At 69.3% G+C, this 18018-nt stretch carries 17 protein-coding genes; 9 read left to right on the top strand and 8 right to left on the bottom strand.

Going from position 1 to position 18018, the window contains the following annotated elements; all coding sequences use genetic code 11:
• Genes AB0I12_RS34595 through AB0I12_RS34570 form a run of 6 tightly spaced genes read right to left on the bottom strand, consistent with a single transcriptional unit; the run spans position 1 to position 7395 of the window.
• On the bottom strand, positions 1–1359 hold the full coding sequence (locus tag AB0I12_RS34595) for a hypothetical protein (RefSeq protein ID WP_359937990.1): 1359 nt from the start codon (positions 1357–1359) through the stop codon (positions 1–3).
• Positions 1356–2162 carry an amidohydrolase family protein gene (locus tag AB0I12_RS34590; RefSeq protein ID WP_359937987.1) on the bottom strand — a complete coding sequence of 269 codons (807 nt, stop codon included), beginning with the start codon at positions 2160–2162 and terminating at the stop codon, positions 1356–1358. The genes AB0I12_RS34595 and AB0I12_RS34590 overlap by 4 nt, the downstream gene beginning before the upstream one ends.
• Entirely contained in the window at positions 2159–2920 is a 762-nt protein-coding gene (locus tag AB0I12_RS34585) for an amidohydrolase family protein (protein WP_359937984.1), read from the bottom strand. Before AB0I12_RS34585 ends, AB0I12_RS34590 begins: the two co-directional genes overlap by 4 nt.
• Entirely contained in the window at positions 2913–5051 is a 2139-nt protein-coding gene (locus AB0I12_RS34580) for a heparinase II/III family protein (RefSeq protein WP_359937981.1), read from the bottom strand. Before AB0I12_RS34580 ends, AB0I12_RS34585 begins: the two co-directional genes overlap by 8 nt.
• Positions 5048–6088 carry a Gfo/Idh/MocA family oxidoreductase gene (locus tag AB0I12_RS34575; RefSeq protein ID WP_359937978.1) on the bottom strand — a complete coding sequence of 347 codons (1041 nt, stop codon included), beginning with the start codon at positions 6086–6088 and terminating at the stop codon, positions 5048–5050. The genes AB0I12_RS34580 and AB0I12_RS34575 overlap by 4 nt, the downstream gene beginning before the upstream one ends.
• A 2-nt stretch (positions 6089–6090) precedes the next feature.
• A complete protein-coding gene (locus tag AB0I12_RS34570; protein ID WP_359937975.1) occupies positions 6091–7395 on the bottom strand; it encodes a sugar ABC transporter substrate-binding protein in 1305 nt (434 codons plus the stop codon).
• 189 nt (positions 7396–7584) lie between these two features.
• On the opposite strand from AB0I12_RS34570, the gene AB0I12_RS34565 reads away from it, so the two are divergent.
• From AB0I12_RS34565 to AB0I12_RS34545, 5 genes are read left to right on the top strand one after another with little or no spacing between them, the layout of a single operon-like run.
• A complete protein-coding gene (locus AB0I12_RS34565) occupies positions 7585–8466 on the top strand; it encodes a sugar ABC transporter permease (RefSeq protein ID WP_359937972.1) in 882 nt (293 codons plus the stop codon).
• Positions 8466–9314 (top strand): carbohydrate ABC transporter permease, encoded by an 849-nt coding sequence (locus AB0I12_RS34560; RefSeq protein WP_359937970.1) that lies wholly within the window; start codon positions 8466–8468, stop codon positions 9312–9314. The genes AB0I12_RS34565 and AB0I12_RS34560 overlap by 1 nt, the downstream gene beginning before the upstream one ends.
• 27 nt (positions 9315–9341) lie before the next feature.
• Complete coding sequence (locus tag AB0I12_RS34555; protein WP_359937967.1) at positions 9342–10859, top strand: hypothetical protein; 1518 nt, start codon at positions 9342–9344, stop codon at positions 10857–10859.
• Complete coding sequence (locus AB0I12_RS34550; RefSeq protein ID WP_359937964.1) at positions 10856–11683, top strand: fumarylacetoacetate hydrolase family protein; 828 nt, start codon at positions 10856–10858, stop codon at positions 11681–11683. The genes AB0I12_RS34555 and AB0I12_RS34550 overlap by 4 nt, the downstream gene beginning before the upstream one ends.
• Positions 11680–12426 (top strand): sugar isomerase domain-containing protein, encoded by a 747-nt coding sequence (locus tag AB0I12_RS34545; protein WP_359937961.1) that lies wholly within the window; start codon positions 11680–11682, stop codon positions 12424–12426. Before AB0I12_RS34550 ends, AB0I12_RS34545 begins: the two co-directional genes overlap by 4 nt.
• Positions 12427–12511: 85 nt before the next feature.
• Here the strand turns inward: AB0I12_RS34545 and AB0I12_RS34540 are convergent, their stop codons facing one another.
• Positions 12512–13363 (bottom strand): SDR family oxidoreductase, encoded by an 852-nt coding sequence (locus AB0I12_RS34540; protein WP_359937958.1) that lies wholly within the window; start codon positions 13361–13363, stop codon positions 12512–12514.
• Positions 13364–13484: 121 nt separating this feature from the next.
• Between AB0I12_RS34540 and AB0I12_RS34535 the strand changes: the two genes are divergently transcribed.
• The gene (locus AB0I12_RS34535; protein ID WP_359937955.1) at positions 13485–14384 is read left to right on the top strand and encodes an AraC family transcriptional regulator; all 900 of its coding nucleotides are present in this window, start codon (positions 13485–13487) and stop codon (positions 14382–14384) included.
• Here the strand turns inward: AB0I12_RS34535 and AB0I12_RS34530 are convergent.
• Positions 14371–15402, bottom strand: coding sequence for a helix-turn-helix transcriptional regulator (locus AB0I12_RS34530; protein ID WP_359937952.1), 1032 nt, complete (start codon positions 15400–15402; stop codon positions 14371–14373). The genes AB0I12_RS34535 and AB0I12_RS34530 overlap by 14 nt on opposite strands.
• A 122-nt stretch (positions 15403–15524) precedes the next feature.
• Between AB0I12_RS34530 and AB0I12_RS34525 the strand changes: the two genes are divergently transcribed.
• The 3 genes from AB0I12_RS34525 (at position 15525) to AB0I12_RS34515 (ending at position 18016) form a co-directional block, all read left to right on the top strand.
• Positions 15525–15971, top strand: coding sequence for a cupin domain-containing protein (locus AB0I12_RS34525; RefSeq protein ID WP_359937949.1), 447 nt, complete (start codon positions 15525–15527; stop codon positions 15969–15971).
• Positions 15968–16342 carry a DUF1304 family protein gene (locus tag AB0I12_RS34520; RefSeq protein ID WP_359937946.1) on the top strand — a complete coding sequence of 125 codons (375 nt, stop codon included), beginning with the start codon at positions 15968–15970 and terminating at the stop codon, positions 16340–16342. Before AB0I12_RS34525 ends, AB0I12_RS34520 begins: the two co-directional genes overlap by 4 nt.
• Positions 16343–16468: 126 nt before the next feature.
• Entirely contained in the window at positions 16469–18016 is a 1548-nt protein-coding gene (locus AB0I12_RS34515) for an alkaline phosphatase D family protein (RefSeq protein ID WP_359937943.1), read from the top strand.
• The last annotated feature ends 2 nt before the right edge of the window (positions 18017–18018 follow it).

Raw genomic sequence — 18018 nt, 5'->3', positions numbered from 1 at the left:
CTAGTCGAGCTTCTCGGTCAGTAGCCGGAACTGCTGGCGTGGCCGTCCGCCCCCGGTCGAGCGAGCCGGCGGGAGCGGCCAGGCGAGGCCTGCCTCGACCAGCTCCTTCAGCATCCGGCGTCCGGTGCGCTGGGTGACCTGCATGATCGCGGCGACGCTCTCGACGTCAACCACGACCTGCCGGCCCGGCGCGGAGCTCATGGCAGAGGCGATCGAGGTGACGATCTCCAGCGCCCGCTGGTCGATCGGCGACGTACCGTCGATCGGTGCGGCGTCAGTCGTCGCAGCACCGGACTCCAGGTCCAGCCGGTCGCTGCTGCCGTCCAGATACACCGCTACCTTGCCGCCGGCCGCAACAGATTCCTCAACGGCCATGAGCGCGTTTGCCTCGGCAGCACGCGCAGTCTGGCCGGTGCCCGCGCCTACAGCGACAGGTACGCCCAGCTGTGCCGTCAACGCACCAAGGAAGGGCGCGACGGCGAACTGCTCTGTCAGCCGCAGCAGAGCGCCGTACGTCGTGGTGACGAGGAAGAGTGTGTCTGAGCGACGCGTTACCGATGCACCGACCTGGCGGGCCTCGGACAGCAGCTTCTGGTGCGTCGACAACGCCAACTCCTGCTGCCAGTAGTCACCTGACTCGGCACCGGACGGAATGACCTGTACGGCGATCATCGCGAGCTGGTGTGCACCCATCCGCGTGCCCTGCCCGAGCAGTACGGCGGTCTCCAGCGCGTCCCGCACACTCGACCGTGTCGGCGCGATCCGCAGTACGGGTACGCCGTCCGCGCGCAGCTCGCGCTCCACGGACAGGATCGTGGTCAGCGCGACGGTGGTGTGCTGGCGCTCGAACTTCTCCCGGTGGAACGCCGCGAAGCCGGCCACCGACTCGGGCCCTTCGTACGGGACGTCGTACACCTGCGCGGTGTCGAGGCCGATCTCGCTGTACGCCTCGGAGACGTCCGCGAGGGACAGCGAGTCGATGCTGACGCGGCTCAGGTCGACGTCCGGGATCGTCAGCGAGGCCCGCAGCAGAGCGGCGTAGAGCGCGGCGCCGGTCAGCGGCAGGTGCGTCGACGGGACAGTGAGCCAGTGGCCGGTGGTCGCCAGGTCGAACGCCCACGGTCCGGGGAAGACCGCCGAGTCGATCCGGTCCCGCAGCCGGAGATATCGCTCCTCGGCCTCCGACAGGTCGTCGTACCCGCCGGTCAGGAACCGCACGCCGTGCGCGGACCGCTCCGCGACCTCCTGGCCGACCTCCGACATGGTCTTCACCAGCCGGCGCGGCCCGAACAGACCGACCGTCACGGACGGCAGGCGCTCGCCGGACACCTGCTCGGTCTGCTGTGTCTCGTCGGTCATAGGTCAACCCCTCGTTCTCCTGGCCCGTCCGGCAACGGCCGCCACCGGAACAGCTTGCGGGCGTTCCCGCTGAGAACATCTTGGCGTTGACTCTCCGACAGCGGTGCGCAGACCACCCGGCCCAGCGACATCCGCTGGTCGATGAACGGGAAGTCCGAACCGAACAGCACCCGGCCGCTGCCCACCTGGTCGACCATCGAGCGGATCAGCGGCCCGGTCATCTGCGAACCGCAGACCTCGAGCCAGAGCGAGTCGTACCGGCTCGCCGCCGCGATCGCCTCGTCCACACCGGCCGGTGTGATGCCGGCGTGCCCGAGGATGACCGACGTCCCCGGGTACCGCTCCGCGACGGTCCGGAACAGCGCGGGGGCATCGTACGGCGACTGGTGCTCGGAGTGACTGAGGACGGGGCAGCCGGTGGACTCGGCGAACTTCCACACCGCGGCGTACCGCGCGCCGGTGACCGGGTAGCGGTGCAGGCTCGGATGCACCTTGATCCCGACGAACCGTTCGTCGCTCGCGACCCGTTCGAGTTCGCGCTCCGGGTCCTGCCACGGGTTGACGACCGCGTACGCCGCGATCCGGTCCGGGTACGCGTCGACCGCGGCGAGCGACTCGGAGTTGCCCAGGTGCGCGTCCTGCTGGATCGCGCGGTTCGCCGAGAGCACGGTGACGTCGGTGCCGGTACGGTCCATCACCGCGACCATCGTCGCGGCGTCCGGCTCGGGGATGAAGAACAGCGAGTACGGGCCGAGGTGCGCGTGCACGTCGACGATCCGATGCTGCGGCCGGCGCCCGATCATGACCGGACCCAGCTCCGGAACAGCCTGCCCGCGGTGCCGGACCCGACCAGCCGGACCGTCGCGTCGTCGAGGCCCGACCACGCGAGCCGGACGACGCTTTCGCCGGGATCGCGGACGCCGAGGCCGGTCGCGAACAGCAGCCGGTCGGCGAGGTTGTTGGCGGCCAGCCACTCGACGCCCTGGTGTGCGGCGAAGTCGACCAGATCGACGTACACGCCTGCGTGCGCGTCGAGCACGGCCCACAGCTCGCGCAGCTTGCGGTAGCCGAGGTTCGACACGACGATCGGCAGCTCCGGGAAGCGGAGCGCGATCCGGGTCAGGTCCGGCCACGGCAGTTCCGCGGCGTCCGCGCACAACGGCAGGTGACGGGCCTGCAGCGCGTCGTACAACTCGTCGAGCAGCGCGGGGGAGAAGCCGTGGGACGCCGGGTGGATCCGGAAGGCGGCGACCCCGTCGTCGACGGCGCGATTCACCAGCCCTGTCAGGGAGTCGAGCTCACCGGGTGTCGCGGGCACGGCCGTCCAGCAGGCCAGCACGCCGCGATCGGCCAGACTGTGCGCGACCGCGGAGGCTTCCGCGTTCCCGCCGACAGGATCGTGCAACCAGGACGCCATCGCGCTCACCAGGGCACCAGACAGCGCGTACCGGTCGAGGTGGGCGGCGATCGCGTCCCGGTCGGTGGGCGGCAGCAGCGATGCCGGATGCGCGCCGCTCACGATCCGCGCATCGAACCAGCCCTCGGTCACGGCGTCACCCATGCCACACCCCGTCAACAGTCCAGGGCCCGGCGTACGGGAGGGTGAGGTGAGCCCATTCGTTCTCGGTCGTCGTGTCAATGATCGTGCCGCCGAGCCGGATCTCGCCACCCGCCCGGACCCACAGGCCGCATCGCCCCGCGCAGGTGATCGAGAAACGCACGTGGTCCCCGCTCACCTTGGCCACGACGTCGACCTCGTCGGTGCTCCGGAGCACCTCGGCCAGCTGCCGGACCCGCCAACCGGTTGCCCACGACAACTGTCCGTCGACGTGCCGCGTCCAGGTCGACGGACCGATCCGGTCGACCGTCTTGCCGGATGTGACGACCAGTTCGCCGTCGATGCTGTGCACTGACACCTCGGGCGGTTCGGCGCCGGCGTGCGGGATCAGTACGGTCGTGAAGTCCCCGGTCGACCGCGTGAGGCCGAGTGAATGCAGCGGGCCGTATTCGCCGACCCGACGGGCGAGAACCGGACGACGGGCGACCCCCTCGGAGACCCGGGCGGTGGTTGTTGCTGGATCGGCCGCCTCGACCAGCAGCAGGCCGGGTCCGTCGGGGCCGGTGGCGTCGTAAGCGAGAGGCCCTACCTGGCGCCATGGATGCAGGGCGTGCCAGTTCGCCTGGAACGTGTGTCGGCCGTCCGCGTGGTCAGTGACGACGACGTACGACGGTTCCTCGCGGACCATCGCGACCGTCCGCGCCTGCTCAAGGCCGTTGCCGTGGTGGCGGGCGGAGAAGATCGCTACTACGTCGGCGTCCACCAGCGAGTCGACGGCGACGCGACGGTCAGTGGACAGCTCCTGGTCGTCCACGAGCACCGTGTTGTGACCGCGGCCTGACTGGTACCACGTCTGATACAGCGGATCGTCGTAGCTCGGGGGGCCGCCCGCCTCCCAGAGCAACGGCTGTCCCCACCCGTCCAGCACCAGATCCAGTACGGCGCGATGCGAGTGCGACTCCAGCTCGTGCTCGATGTGCGGCCCGTGGTTGATCACCGCACGCACCTCGGGACCGCGCAGGATCGTGTACCCGGACTCGGGCAGCACGGTCGCCGGCGGCAACTCAGGAACCGCTGCCGGCAACAGCCACTCCGCACGGTCCGGCCGCGTCGGAAAGGTCGCCACCTCGGCAGCGAACTCCGAAGGCGACAGCCACTGTCCCGCGATCTGTGCGAGCACCGGGTCGTTCAGCAAGTAACTCCCGCGCAGCAACGACGCTGCCGGCCACTCGATCCCGCTGTCCTGCAGATGCGGCAACCAGCCGCCCGTCGACACCAGCTCGCACATCCACGTGTGCATGGCGGCGAACCGGGGATGCGCCGCCACCGCCGGGTCGATCCGTGCAGCGGTCTGCAGTGCCGTCAACACCATCCGGTGGTACCCAGGTGAGCGCTCATAGTGCCCACCGTCCGGATAGACGTCCAGCACCAGGTGTTCCTCGATCCGCTGTCGCGCACGCTCCGCCCACGCCGCCGACTCCACCAGCGACGGCAGTACGGCGCTGAGATGCAGCAGCTCCGTGGCACACACGAGTTGCCAGTTCCCGTGCCGGAACACGTCATGCTCGTCGTACGCCCACCGGGCTCCGCCGACGAGTGTTGCGACCAGCTGGCTCCACACACGGTCGGACAGCGGCGAGTCGGTCAGTACTTCGAGTGCCGGCAGCAGGCTGCGGCAGCGGGCCCAAGTGCCGAGCGAGTACCAGATGACGTCCAGCCCCGGCCATTCGCCAGTCACCGAGTCCCGGCGTGACACCCACTCGTCCAGATGCTGCTCAAAGACCTGCAGATAGCGGATGTCCCCGGTCAGCTGCCAGGCCTGCACACCAGGAGCGAGCCACCCGAGGTAGTGGAAGCCGTACAGCTGCGACCGGCCCAGCCCACTCCCCGTGACATCCACACCATCCAGCAACGGAGCAGCCGCAGCCAGTACGGCATCCGCTGCCGGAGTGGCCCGCGTCGCCGAGGCCCACTCGGGCAACGGCCAGGCAGGCCGCTGCAACTGCCAACCGACAAAGGCACGCAACCCCGCCAGATCAGCAGCCGGCGACCCGAACGCCTTGATCAGGTCGTCCGTCCCGATCCGATTGATCCGCCCGTCGATGTGCCGCAGCTTCTCAGGTCCCTCGCTCATGCGACCAGCATGGACACGTCGACGGGTTGGCGGGTCTCGATGGAGAGGTGCGCGGCTTCCAGTACGGCGGTGACGTTGCGGCTGCTCTCGATCGTGATGAGGGGGTCGCGGCCGGTGCGGCAGCAGTCGACCCAGTGGGCGATCGCGTCGGCGTAGGCGCCGGCGGGGATGCCGTGCATGACGCGTTGCAGCATGTTCCGCGGGTACGTGTAGCCGTCGGGACGCGCCAGTACGACGTTTTCCTTCTGCCGGTCGAGCTGTACGACGCCGTTGTCGGCGACCACCGCGACGTACGAGTCGACCGTCGTCGGGAACGTGTTGGGATAGATCCACGCGGACTCGAACGTCGCGACCGCGCCGCGCGAGTACTCGGCCTGGATCTGGATGGCGTCCGGGGTCTCGATCCCGAGCGACCGGAGCTTGCCCCAGCGTGCGGTCGCGTAGACCCGGCTGACCTGGTCGCGGAGCAGCCAGGAGACCAGGTCGATGTCGTGACTGGACAGGAACCAGGCGCAGGTCGTGCGGTCGGCCCAGGACAGCATCTCGGTCGGCACGAAGATCGTGTCGTCCTTGCGGGCGTACGCGACCGCGACGTCGCCGAGGCCATCGAGCAGCTCGTAGGCCTGGGCGTACGCCGGCACCCAGCGATGGTTGAACAGGCACATCGCGATCACGCCGTTCTCCCGGATCGCCTTCACGGCCGCGTCCGCCTCCGCGACCGAGGTCGTCATCGGCTTCTCGACCAGGATGTGCTTCCCGGCCTCCGCGGCCCGGACCATCATCTCGCCGTGCAGGTCGTCGGGCGTGGTCAGCACGACGGCGTCGACGCTGTCACTGGCCAGCAAAGCTTCGAGATCGGGATGGACGACCGGCCGGGCGCCCCGCCCGGCGATCTCGTCGGCCAGCCGCTCGGCCGACTCCGCCGAGCGGCTCGTGACCGCGGTGATCGAGGCGTCGGCCCGGCCGGACAACGACAACGCGTTGCCGCGGCCCATGATCCCCGCGCCGACGATCCCGATCCGCAGTGTGTCCGTCACGTCTACTTACCCTTCGCCAGTGTGTCGTTCCACGCCTTCTCGGCGTCGTCCAGTGCCTGCTTCCCAGTCTTCGTGCCCGACATGTACGCGCGCACCTGGTCGTCGAACAACTGCCGCAGCTGCTCGTCGTTACCCGAGCCCATCGACGCGTCGACGCTCTGCTTGAAGGTGTCGATGAGGATCTTCCGGGCCTGGTCGGCCGGCGTGGTTCCGCTGATGTCGGTGAAGAACGGGTCCGCGAGGGCCTTCACCGACGACGGGTAGATCGGCACCAGCTTGCACAGCGCGAGCTGCTGCTCGGGCGCGGCGACGTACTTCAGCCACGCGGCCGCGGCGGCCTGGTTGTCCGACTTCGCCGGGATCCCCATCACCTGCTGGCCCGGCATGTAGAACTTGCCGTCGGCACCGGTCACCGGCGGACCGACCACGATCGACGAGTAGACGGCCGGCGCGTTCTTCTCGACGTTCAGCAGCGAGCTGGACACGGCCGCCGGGTTGAACGCGATCAGCTTGTTCTCCAGCGACTGCGGCAGGTCCCGCGGGTTCTCGCCGAGGCTGCCGGGCGCGATCGCGCCGGAGCTGAAGAGCGGCTTGAACTTCTCCAGCAGGGCCAGCGTCTCCGGGGTGTTGAACGCGGCCTGCTTGCCGTCCTCGGACAGCAGCGGGATGCCGTTGGCCTGCACCACGCTCGAGTACGCCATGAAGTTGGTCGCCGACTTGCCGGTCGCGTCGTGGTACTTCGTCGCGAGCGCGAGCGCCTCGTCGTACGTCGTCGGCGGCTTGGCCGGGTCGAAGCCTGCCTTGGCCAGCAGGTCCTTGTTGTAGAAGGCCAGCGACGTACCGCCGTTGTACCAGGGGATCGCGATGCGCTTGCCGTCGACGACCAGCGGCTCGGTCAGGTTCGGCAGGTACGCCGCCACGTCCTCCTTGCTGAACAACGAGTTCAGGTCGGTCATCGAGCCGGCGAACAACCCGGTCGTGGCCGAGGTGAAGTTGACGACGTCCGGCACCTTGCCGCTGGCGATCGAGGCCAGCAGCTTGGTGGTGATGTCCGCCCCCGGCACGTCCACCCAGTTGATGTGGACCTTCGGGTGCTCCTTCTGGTAGGCGTCGATCCATTTCTGGATGTCCGGCCCGTAGTTCTTCTGCAGGTTGATCGTCCACCACTCGACGTCCCCGGAGTAGGCGTCGCCGGACTGTTTCTGGTCGCTGTCACCGCCCGCCGGACTGCCGGACACGCAGCCGGCCAGCGCCAGCACGAGAGTGGCAACAACAGCGAGTCGGAGTCTGAGCAGGGGTCGGGCCATCATTGGCTCCTCAAAACGGAATGTCCTAAACCTGGCTTACAGACACCAGAGTGTTCGCCATCTACTCGACGGAGTCAACGGAAACTGCCCGGAATTTTCTGGAGTTGCCGCTTCCGGCGCCGACGGTTGTGCGTTACGGTTCCCGTCAGCTTGGTATCTGAAATCTGGGTTTCAGACACGAGGAGCAACATGCCCGGTCTCAAGGGCCGCGTCGTCGGTCAGCACTGGTACACGCCGTACGTGTTCATGCTGCCCGGACTGCTGTTCTACGCCGCGATGTTCGCCTGGCCGGCGGCGATCGCGATCCAGCTGGCGTTCTCCGACTACGACATCGTGCATCCGGTGCGCTTCTCCGGGCTGGACAACTTCGTCCGGCTGGGGCACGACCCGCGGGTCTGGATCGCGCTGCGGAACTCGCTGCTGTTCGTACTGATGTTCCTGCCGTTGACCGTGGTCGCTCCGCTGTTCCTGGCGATGCTGGTGAACCTCAAGCTGCGCGCGATCCAGGCGTTCCGGATGCTGTACTACCTGCCGGTGATCACGTCGATGGTCGCGGTGGCGGTCGCCTGGCGGTACGTGTTCAACCGCGAGGGCGTCGTCAACTGGCTGCTCGGCCTGTTCGGCGCCGGACCGACCGACTTCCTGCTCGACCGGCACTGGGCGCTGCCGACCGTGGTGCTGCTGGAGGCGTGGAAGAACGCCGGTCTGTTCATGATGATCTACCTGGCCGGCCTGCAGGCGGTGCCGGCGGACCAGCTCGAGGCCGCGACGATCGACGGCGCGAACGCCTGGCAGCGGCTGCTGCACGTCGTCGTACCGTCGCTGCGGCCGACGTTCGCGGTGACGCTCGTGCTCAGCATGCTCGAGGCGATGCGCGCCTTCGAGTCCGTCTACGTGCTGACCCGCGGCGGGCCGCTCGACTCCACTCTGACCCTCGGCTACTACATCTGGTCGAAAGCCTTCGAGGACTACGACATGGGCTACGCGAGCGCCGTCGGCCTGCTGCTGTGGGCGATCATGATCGTCCTGGCCGGCTTCAACCTCCTGGTGACCCGGCGGAGGGACGTCTGATGGCGCGCAGGTTGTACCGGCCGAAGCGGCGGATCAACGGCCGGCGGATCGGTGTGTACGTGCTGCTGATCGCGGTCGCGGCGCTGTTCGTCGGGCCGTTCCTGATTCTGCTCAGCGCGGCGACGAAGCCCGCCAGTCAGGACGTGTTCGGCTTCCCGCCCGACCTGATCCCGCGGCCTCCGGTGGCCGACTGGTTCCGCGAAGCCTGGACGACGATCCCGTACGCGCGGTTCCTGGTGAACTCGGTGATCTACGTCGGCATCACGGTCCCGGTGTACCTCGTGGTGTCCGCGCTGACGGCGTACCCGCTGGCCCGGATCGCGTTCCGCGGCCGCGGGGTGTTCTTCATGCTGTTCCTGTCGATCATGTTCCTGCCCGGCGAGCTGATGCTGATCCCGCGGTTCCTGGTGATGAGCCAGCTCGGCCTGACCGACACGTTCGCCGCGGTGATCCTGCCGGCTGTCCTGTCGTCGCTCGGGATCTTCCTGCTCCGCCAGGCGTTCTCGCAGATCCCGGACGAGATCGTCGAAGCCGCCCGCGTCGACGGGGCGAACGAGTTCGCGATCTTCTGGCGGATCTGCGTGCCGATCGTCGCGCCGACGCTCGCCGTGCTGGCGATCCTCGGCTTCGTCTCGGTGTGGAACAGCTTCATCTGGCCGCTGGTGGTGCTGACCAGCCAGTCCAAGTTCCCGATCGCCCTCGGGATCGCCTACCTGAGCGGCGTCTCGGGCACCGACGTCCGCGGTCTCGCCGCCGGCACCGTGATCTCACTGGTGCCGGTCGTCATCGTCTTCCTCCTGCTACAGAAACGCATCCTCAACAGCATGGGCGGCGCAGTCAAAGGCTGACCTCCCCACCACCCTTGTGAGGCAATCATGAACCCCACCCGCCGCACGTTCGTTCTCGGAACCACAGCGGGCGGTGTCGCCGCCTGGGCCGGTCTCCCGGCCCTCTCAGCGTCCGCCGATCCACTCGTCTACGACTCACCCGAAGCCTTCGACGCCGCCCAAGCGGGCTACCTCGCCTCCAAAGCCCAGAACAACGAGGCCGGCCTGTACGCCTGGGGCGAGTCCTACTTCCTGCTCGGTCTGCTCCGGATGTACGAGGCCTACCAGGACGAGCGCTACCTGCGCACCTTCGAGGACCGCGCCCGGCACCTGATGAAGACCACCGACCACGCCCGGAAGGTCCGGGACTACGCGGGCCGCTCCGGCAAGGTCTGGCGCACGGCCGGGAACTACACCGCCGGCCACGGCATCCTTGCCGACGGCAATGGTGCCCCCGCGGTTCAGCTCCGCTGGGCCGGCACCCGGTCGGCCGAGTCGACCGCCGAGGTCCTGAACGTTGCCGACGGCACCTTCGACCTCGTCCTCCGCAACCCCGCCACCACGACCGTCGTCACGCTGCCGGCGGTCAGTCTCGATCCGGCGTCCCCCGCATACGTCGTGACGGCGGTCAACAATGCCTACAACGCGTCCCTGCGCTGGACGGCGGTCGACCTCCGCACGGCTCCCGCCGCGGCGCCGGCACCGGCGGCGGCCACGATTCCGTTCACGTCGCAGTACTACGTCTTCGCGGTGCATACCGGGATGATCGCGTTCCCGCTGGCCCGCTACGCCCGGATGGTGCTGCAGTCCGCCACGCTCCGGCGCGGGCCGCGGCAGGAGTTCGCGCGAGAGGTTCTCGACGCCGCTACGGCGGCAGTGGCGTTCCACGAGCCGGAGTGGGTCTCGCGCGCGGACGGCACTGGCGACTACGTGTGGCCGAAGGGCGCGCCGATCCCGTTCGACGGCACCATCCAGCCGTACAACCAGAGCCAGGGCATCGGTCAGGTGCTGGTCGAGCTGTTCCGCGTGACCAAGCAGCCGAAGTACCGGACGCGCGTGCTGCAGATGCTGAAGGCGTACGAGCCCGCGCTGCGACTCGATGGTGAGGCCTACGTCTGGACCTATTGGCCGCCGTACAGCGAGCTGTACGCCGGGTACGCGAAGACCGCGGGCATCTCGGAGTACACGCCGTCGTACCCGGCCGCGAAGCAGATCGAGGACCTGAGCCACGCCGCGATCAGCACCGAGTTCGTGCACGCGGCGTCCGACGCGGGGATCGACGGCGGGCCCGCGACCGACATCCAGCGCTTCACGAAGACGTTCACGCAGAAGCTGGTCCGCTCGGCGACCGAGGTCTGGTACCGGGTCGACGGGACGGGTGTCGCGGTGCCGGCGAACGCGGTGCAGTGCGCGCGCTGGGGCGAGTACGCCGAGCAGGATCTGCTCGTCTACCAGCAGTCCCTGCGCGTGTACGACGCCGTACAGCTGGTTCCGGTGCAAGGCTCGCACGCGTTGGGGATCGCCTACCTGAACTGGGCCAAGAACTCTGGTTGGAGGAACAAGTGAGACTGCTCCGGATCCACGCCGACGACGGACTGCGCGACGCCGTACTGGCCGGCGACGGCCGGGTGGTGACGTTGCCGGGAGCGTCCGAGGCGTTCGACCCGGGCCGCTGGCGGGAACGCGCCGCCGCGGCCACCGACGCGCCGGTGGAGTTCGGGGCGGTGCGGCTCGCCGCACCGCTCAGCCCCGGGAAGATCGTGTGCGTCGGGCTGAACTACGCCGACCATGCGGCCGAGGGCGGGCAGCAGGCCCCGGCCGAGCCGATCCTGTTCATGAAGGCACCGGACACCGTGGTCGGTGCGTACGACGACGTGGTGATTCCGCGCGGCGGTGAGAAGACCGACTGGGAGGTGGAGCTCGGCGTCGTGATCGGCCGGACGGCGGCGTACATCGCAGACGAGGCGGCGGCGCTCGACCACGTCGCCGGATACGTCCTGGTGAACGACGTGTCCGAGCGGCACTTCCAGCTCGAACGCGGCGGGCAGTGGGACAAGGGCAAGAACTCGGCCACGTTCTGCCCACTCGGGCCGTGGATCCTGACCGCGGACGAGGTGCCGGACCCGCAACAGCTCAAGCTCGGGCTGGACGTGAACGGCGAGCCGCTGCAGGACAGTTCGACGGCCGAGATGATCTTCGGCGTCGCGCACCTGGTGCACTACATCTCGCAGTTCATGACGCTCTACCCGGGCGACGTGATCAGCACCGGGACTCCGGCCGGCGTCGGCGCGGGCCAGAAACCGCCGCGGTACCTGCGCGAAGGTGACGTCCTGCGGGTCTGGGCCGACGGCCTGGGCGAACAACACAACAAGCTCGTCGCGGCACCGTGACGAGCGCGTACCTGACCGCGATCACCGAGCTGCTCGGGCGGATCGAGGCGGAAGAGCAGGAGTCGATCGCGGCGGCCGCGGATGTCCTCGCGGACCAGATCGCCGCCGACCAGCTCGTCCACGTCTACGGTCCGGGCGGGCATTCGAACCTGGCGGCGCAGGAGATCTTCTTCCGGGCCGGCGGGCTGATGCACGTCTCCGCGATCCTCGACGAGGGCACCCTGCTGTCGAACGGCGCCCTGCGCTCGATGGCGGTCGAGCGTACGCCGGGGTACGGCCGGATCGTCATCGACACCGCGGGCCTCGGCGCGGACGACGTGCTCGTGCTGGTGAACGCGTACGGGATCAACGCGGCCCTGATCGACGCGGCGCTCGCGGCGAAGGAGCGCGGCGTACGGACGATCGGGGTGAGCTCGCGGCAGCATGCGGAGCGGACCGCGCCGGACCATCCGGCGCGGCACCCGTCGCGGGCGAACCTGCACGACCTCGTCGACGTCGCCGTCGATACCTTGGTGCCGATCGGCGACGCGGTGATCGAGCTCGACGGACTGCCGGAGCGGGCCGGCGCGGTCTCCACGTTCGCGAACGCCTTCGCGCTGAACTCGATCGTGCTGCGAACCCTCGAGGAACTCGTCGCCCGCGGCGTCACGCCGCCGATCTGGCGTAGCGGCAACGCCCCGGGCGGCGACGAGGCGAACGCCGAGTTCCTGGAGAACTTCCGGCACCGAGTCAGGTGGCTCTGACGACAGGACGTAGTCGTCTACGTATACGTCGCCGTGAGCGTGGGACGGACCGCGAACGAGGCCGCGGGCCGGATACCTCCTGTCGTCAGTGCACAGCCGCGGCGATGCTGTCGGCGATCGGGGTGGTGGGCCGGCCGATCAGGCGGGTGAGGTCGCTGCCGCGGCCGGTCAGCAGGCCGCGCTCGACAGCCTTGTCGATGTCGACGAGCAGTTCGGCGAGCGGCTCCGGCAGGCCGGCGCCGGTCAGGATGCCGAGCAGCACCTCGCCGGGCACGTTGTTGTAGGCAACTTCCTTGCCGGTCTTCCGCGAGAGCTCGGCGGCATAGTCGGCCAGCGACCAGTCGGTGTCACCGTTCAGCTCGTACGCCGCCTTGTCGTGGCCGTCCGTGCTGAGGACGACAGCTGCGGCCGCCGCGAAGTCGCGCCGGGAGGCAGTGGCGAGCCGGCCGTCGCCGGTGCTGCCGACGACGCCGTGCTCGAGCTGCGTCGCGAGCTGCTCGGTGTAGACCTCGTTGTAGAAGCCGTTGCGCAGGAACGTGTAGGTCAGGCCGGAGTCGAGGATCGCCTGCTCGGTCGCCTTGTGGTCGGCGGCGAGGGCGAGGTCGGCCTCCGGGCCGCCGAGGATGCTGGTGTAGGCGATCCGCGCGACGCCGGCGTGCTTCGCGGCGTCGATGACGGCCTGGTGCTGAGCGAGCCGGTTGCCGACCTCGCTGCTGGAGATCAGCAGGACCGTGTCGCCGGGGCCGAAGGCCTTCGCCAGCGCGTCCGGGTCGTTGTAGTCGGCGATCCGGACCTCGACGCCGCGGTCGGCGATCGGGGCCGCCTTCGAGGCGTTCCGCGCGACCGCGACGACCTGCTCGGCGGGCACCCGCTGCAGCAGCTCGTCGATGACGAGCGTGCCCAGGTGACCGGTGGCGGCGGTGACGACGATACTCATTCCTGCTCCTTGTCGTTGACGTTCTGTCATCGACAGTAGGCCGCGGATGCGAGCCGATCTATGTCCATAGAGCGCTGATTTATGTCCGATCGTCTTGATCGGTGCGCGTATCATGACAGGTATGGATGTGCTCGCCGATGTCGTTGCCGCGATGCGGACCGGTCCGGCCACGTCCGGGCGCACCGACGTCCGGGGTCCGTGGGGACTGCGCTTCGTGCACTCGTTCGGCGCGACGTTCCACCTGATCCTGCAAGGTACGGCGTGGTTGCTGCCGACGGACGGCGACCCGATCCCGCTGGGGCCGGGCGACGCGGTGCTGCTGCCGCGGGGCGCCGAGCACGCGCTGGCCGACCACCCCGACTCGCCGCTGGTCGATTTCGACCCGTCGGTCGAGGAGCCGCAGCAGGGGCAGGGCGCGCGGTCGCTGCTGTTGTGCGGGACCTACCGGCTCGACCGTGAGCGCCCGCACCCGGTGCTGAGCAGACTGCCCGACGTGGTCGTCGTCCCGGCGAGTCCGGCACGCCATCGGTCGTTGCACACGGCAATCAGCATCCTCGGCGAGGAGCTCGACGCGCAGCGGCCCGGCGCGGCCGCGGTCGTGCCGGCGCTGGTCGACGCGTTGCTGGTGCTGATCCTGCGGGCCTGGTTCGAGAACAACGACTGCCCGACGGATCGCGGCTGGGCACGGGCGCTGACCGATCCGGCGGTCGTGCAGTCGCTGGAGCTGATCCACGAGCAGCCCGGTGCGGCGTGGACGGTGGCCGACCTGGCGTCCGGCGTCGGGTTGTCGCGGGCCGCGTTCGCCCGGCGGTTCACCGAAGCGGTCGGGGAGCCGCCGCTGACCTACCTGTCCCGCTGGCGGATGACGACCGCGGCGCGGTTGCTGCGCGACCACGACCGCCCGCTCGCCGCGGTGGCGAAGGAGATCGGCTACACGTCGGAGTTCGCGTTCGCGAAAGCGTTCAAGCGCGACTTCGGCGTACCGCCGGGGACCTACCGCAAGCAGCTCATTCCGGCCTGAGGGTCGCCACCAGTTCGCCGCGGCTGCGGACGCCGACCTTGGCGAAGGCCGACTTCAGGTGGTCCTGGATCGTGTGCGGCGAGATCGACAGCCGGTCGGCGATCGCGCCGGTGCCGTGCCCGGAGATGACCTCCAGGCAGATCTCCCGCTCGCGCGTGGTCAGGCCGTACGCCGCGAGCAGCATGCCGAGCAGGTGGTGACCGCTCGCCGGCTCGATCGTGACGACGACCTCGTCGGCGGTGTCACCGAGCAGCCGGCTGCCCTGCAGCAGGACCCATTCGCCGGCCGCGGTCTGCACCCGCGCCTGGAACGTCCCGGACGACGCTGCGCGCGTTCCGGTGACGACGGCCCGCAGCAGTACGCCGAAACGGCCCGGCGCGATCTCGTCCAGCTCGTCCTGCCAGGTCCGGGCGGCCGCGGTGATCGCCCGTGGCTCGCCTGCCGGGCCGGTGACGACGATCGACGGGCCGACCCCTCCGCGGTACCCGTGCGCGTCCGTGCGAACGGCGACCCGCGTCGCCGCGCCGATGACCGGCGCCACCGACCCCAGGAACTCCACCTCCCGGTCACTGAAGTCCGGGCCGCTGCGGACGAACCCGGCCGCGCCCCAGCAGTCCCCGTCGACGACGAACGTCGTCCGGACCTCGTGCTCGATCCCGAGCGGCCGCCACACCTCGTTCAGCCGCCGGTGCCCGACGACCTCGCGGTACGGCAGGTCCGACAGCCGGGCGACCTGGTGGGACGTGCGGGCCAGTTCGGCGAACGAGTTCGGCACCGTTCCGGCGTACTCCGTCTCCGCCAGCAGCGGCTCGTACTCCGGTGGGGTCCGGGCCGCGCCGCTGGTCATCGAGCTGATCACGAGCGTTCCCGGGTCGATCCCGGCCCAGCAGGTGAGCTCGCTGCCGACGACCTGTTCGACCACCTCGATCGCGGCAGTGTGCAGTTCGGCGACCCCCATCCCCGAGGTTGCGAGTGCTGCGATCTCCCGGCGCGCGGCCCGCGCCCGGCCCTCCCACATGCGCTCAGTATGCGCCGCCGTCCCGGTGCCGCCTATCCCTGAAATGTGGGGATTCCGGCGGCCCGGAGGAGCCCGTCCGCACGGGATACCGCCGGCGTACGGCGCTCCCTACCGTCGCAGCCATGAACGAAACAGCCAGGAACGAGACAGTGCACCTCAGCAACGCGGGCAGCGGCGTCGAGTACGTCGCGCCGGATGCGACCGTGACCGTGAAGATCGGTGCCGAGCACACCGGTGGGCAGTATGAGGTGTTCGAGATCGACGCCCCGCGCGCCGACGCCTCGCCGCCGCACACCGAGTCGTGGAGCAAGGCGTTCTACGTCCTGCAGGGCCGAATCCTCGTGCAGGCAGGGGATCAGGGCTACGACCTCGGGCCCGGCGCCTCGATCAGCATCCCAGCCGGCACCGTGAACACGTTCTCGGTGCTCACGCCGTCGGCGAAGTTCCTGGCCATCAGCCAGACCGGCCGGATGGGCGCGTTCTTCGCGGACCTGGCCGGCGCCGATCCTAGCGACAACGCCGCGCTGGGCGAGATCACCAGCAGGCACGGCGTCACGGTGTCGCTGTGAGCACCGCCGCTCAGGCCCTGGCGATCGCGATCGCGGTGATGCTGGGGTCGGTGTGGCTGATGGAGTCGTTCTTCTACCGCCACCCGCGGCTGTACCCGATGTTCCTGCTCGAGCGGCGGGACTTCGACGCGGTCCGGCTGTGGATCGTGAACCTCGGCTTTTACAACCTCACGACCGGCATTGCGCTGGCGCTCGGCGTCGTCCTGGCCCGGACCGGGCACGTACCGCAGGGTGAGGCGCTGGTCGCGTTCACGGCCGGGCAGCACGTCTTCCTTGCGCTCGTGCTGCTCGCAACGGAGCGGCGACTCTGGTTGAACACCTTGCTCGAGGGCGTTCCGGCCGCCGTTCTGCTGTTGCTCGTCCTGCTGTAGGAAATTTACCAGTTCTGCGCAATCATGGGCACGGAGCACCACGCACACTCAAGGTTCCCGAACGGTCACCAGGAGTTCGACCGGTCCGGGGGCCTACCGCCCTGAGTACCCGTGAAGGTGAGGCTCATGAGCCCAATCAGTCGCAGGACCCTTGTTCTCGGCGGACTCGCCGCGGCCGGGGCCGGCGCCCTCCCGGCTGCCGCCCAGTCATCCGTGATCACCGCCACCGCCGGTGTCCCGTATCCCTTCCAGCTCGGCATCGCGTCCGGCGAGCCGGACGCCACCAGCGTCGTGCTCTGGACCCGTCTGGCGCCGTCGCCGCTGAACGCCGACGGCCAGGGCGGGATGGCGAACGCCGATGTCGCCGTCGACTGGCAGGTGTCGACCACCGACACCTTCAGCACCCTGGTCGCATCCGGAACGGTCACGGCGCAGTACGCCTCCGCCCACTCGGTGCACATCGTCGCCGGCGGCCTCAGCCCGGACGCCGACTACTACTACCGCTTCCGCGCCCAGGGCCATCTCTCACCGGTCGGCCGCACGCGGACCGCACCGGCCGTCGGCACCAACGGACGTGACCTGGTGATGGCGTTCACCTCGTGCGCACACTACGAGGAGGGCTACTACACCGTCTACCGGCGGATGGCCGAGGAGAACCCGGGCCTCATCCTCTTCCTGGGCGACTACATCTACGAGTACGGCGCGACCACCGGCCGGCCCCGTCTGCACGCGGGCACGAGCGAGATCGTGTCGCTCGCGGACTACCGCCGCCGGTACGCGCAGTACAAGTCGGATCCCGACCTGCAGGCAGCGCATGCGGTCGCGCCGTGGATCGTCGTACCGGACGACCACGAGGTGGAGAACAACTACGCGAACATGGTGCGGGCGGACAGTACGCCGTCGCTCACCGCGGCGCAGTGGACCGCGCGCCGGACGGCGGCGTACCAGGCGTACTACGAGAACATGCCGCTGCGGCCGGCGCAGGCCAACAGCGGCAACTCGATCCCGTTGTACCGCCGGCTGCGCTGGGGGAGTCTCGCGACGTTCCACATGCTCGACACGCGGCAGTACCGCGACGACCAGGCGTGCAGCGACGGCTGGAAGGTGTGTTCCGACGCCGATCTCGCCAGCCGCAGCCTGCCGGGCAACACCCAGGAGACCTGGCTGCTCGACGGTCTCAACCAGCACTACGGCACCTGGGACATCCTGGGACAGCAGGTGTTCTTCGCCCGCCGGTTCGACGCGGCCGGTGCCGGGAGCATGGACTCGTGGGACGGCTACCGCGCCTCCCGGGCCCGCATCCAGCAAGGCTGGATCGACCGCGGCACTCGCAACCCTGTGGTGCTGACCGGCGACGTCCACCGGGCTTGGGCCAGCGACCTGAAGGCCGACTACAGCAACGCGAGCTCGGCCGTCATCGGGTCCGAGCTGGTGACCAGCTCGGTCACCTCGAGCGGTGACGGCGACGGATCCACCACGATCCCGAACCTGGCGGAGAACCCGTGGCTGAAGTTCTACCAGAACCGTCGCGGCTACATCCGGACGACGATCAGCCCGACGCAGCTGCGGGCCGACTTCCGTGCGGTCGCGAAGGTGTCGGAGCATGACGGCGCGGTCAGCACGGCGAAGTCGTTCGTCATCGAGGAAGGCCGGCCCGGATTGCAGGCGGTGTGACG

Origin of the sequence: Kribbella sp. NPDC050459 (assembly GCF_040655315.1) — a bacterium.
Taxonomy (GTDB): Bacteria; Actinomycetota; Actinomycetes; order Propionibacteriales; family Kribbellaceae; genus Kribbella.
This window is presented reverse-complemented; position numbering and strand designations above follow the sequence as displayed.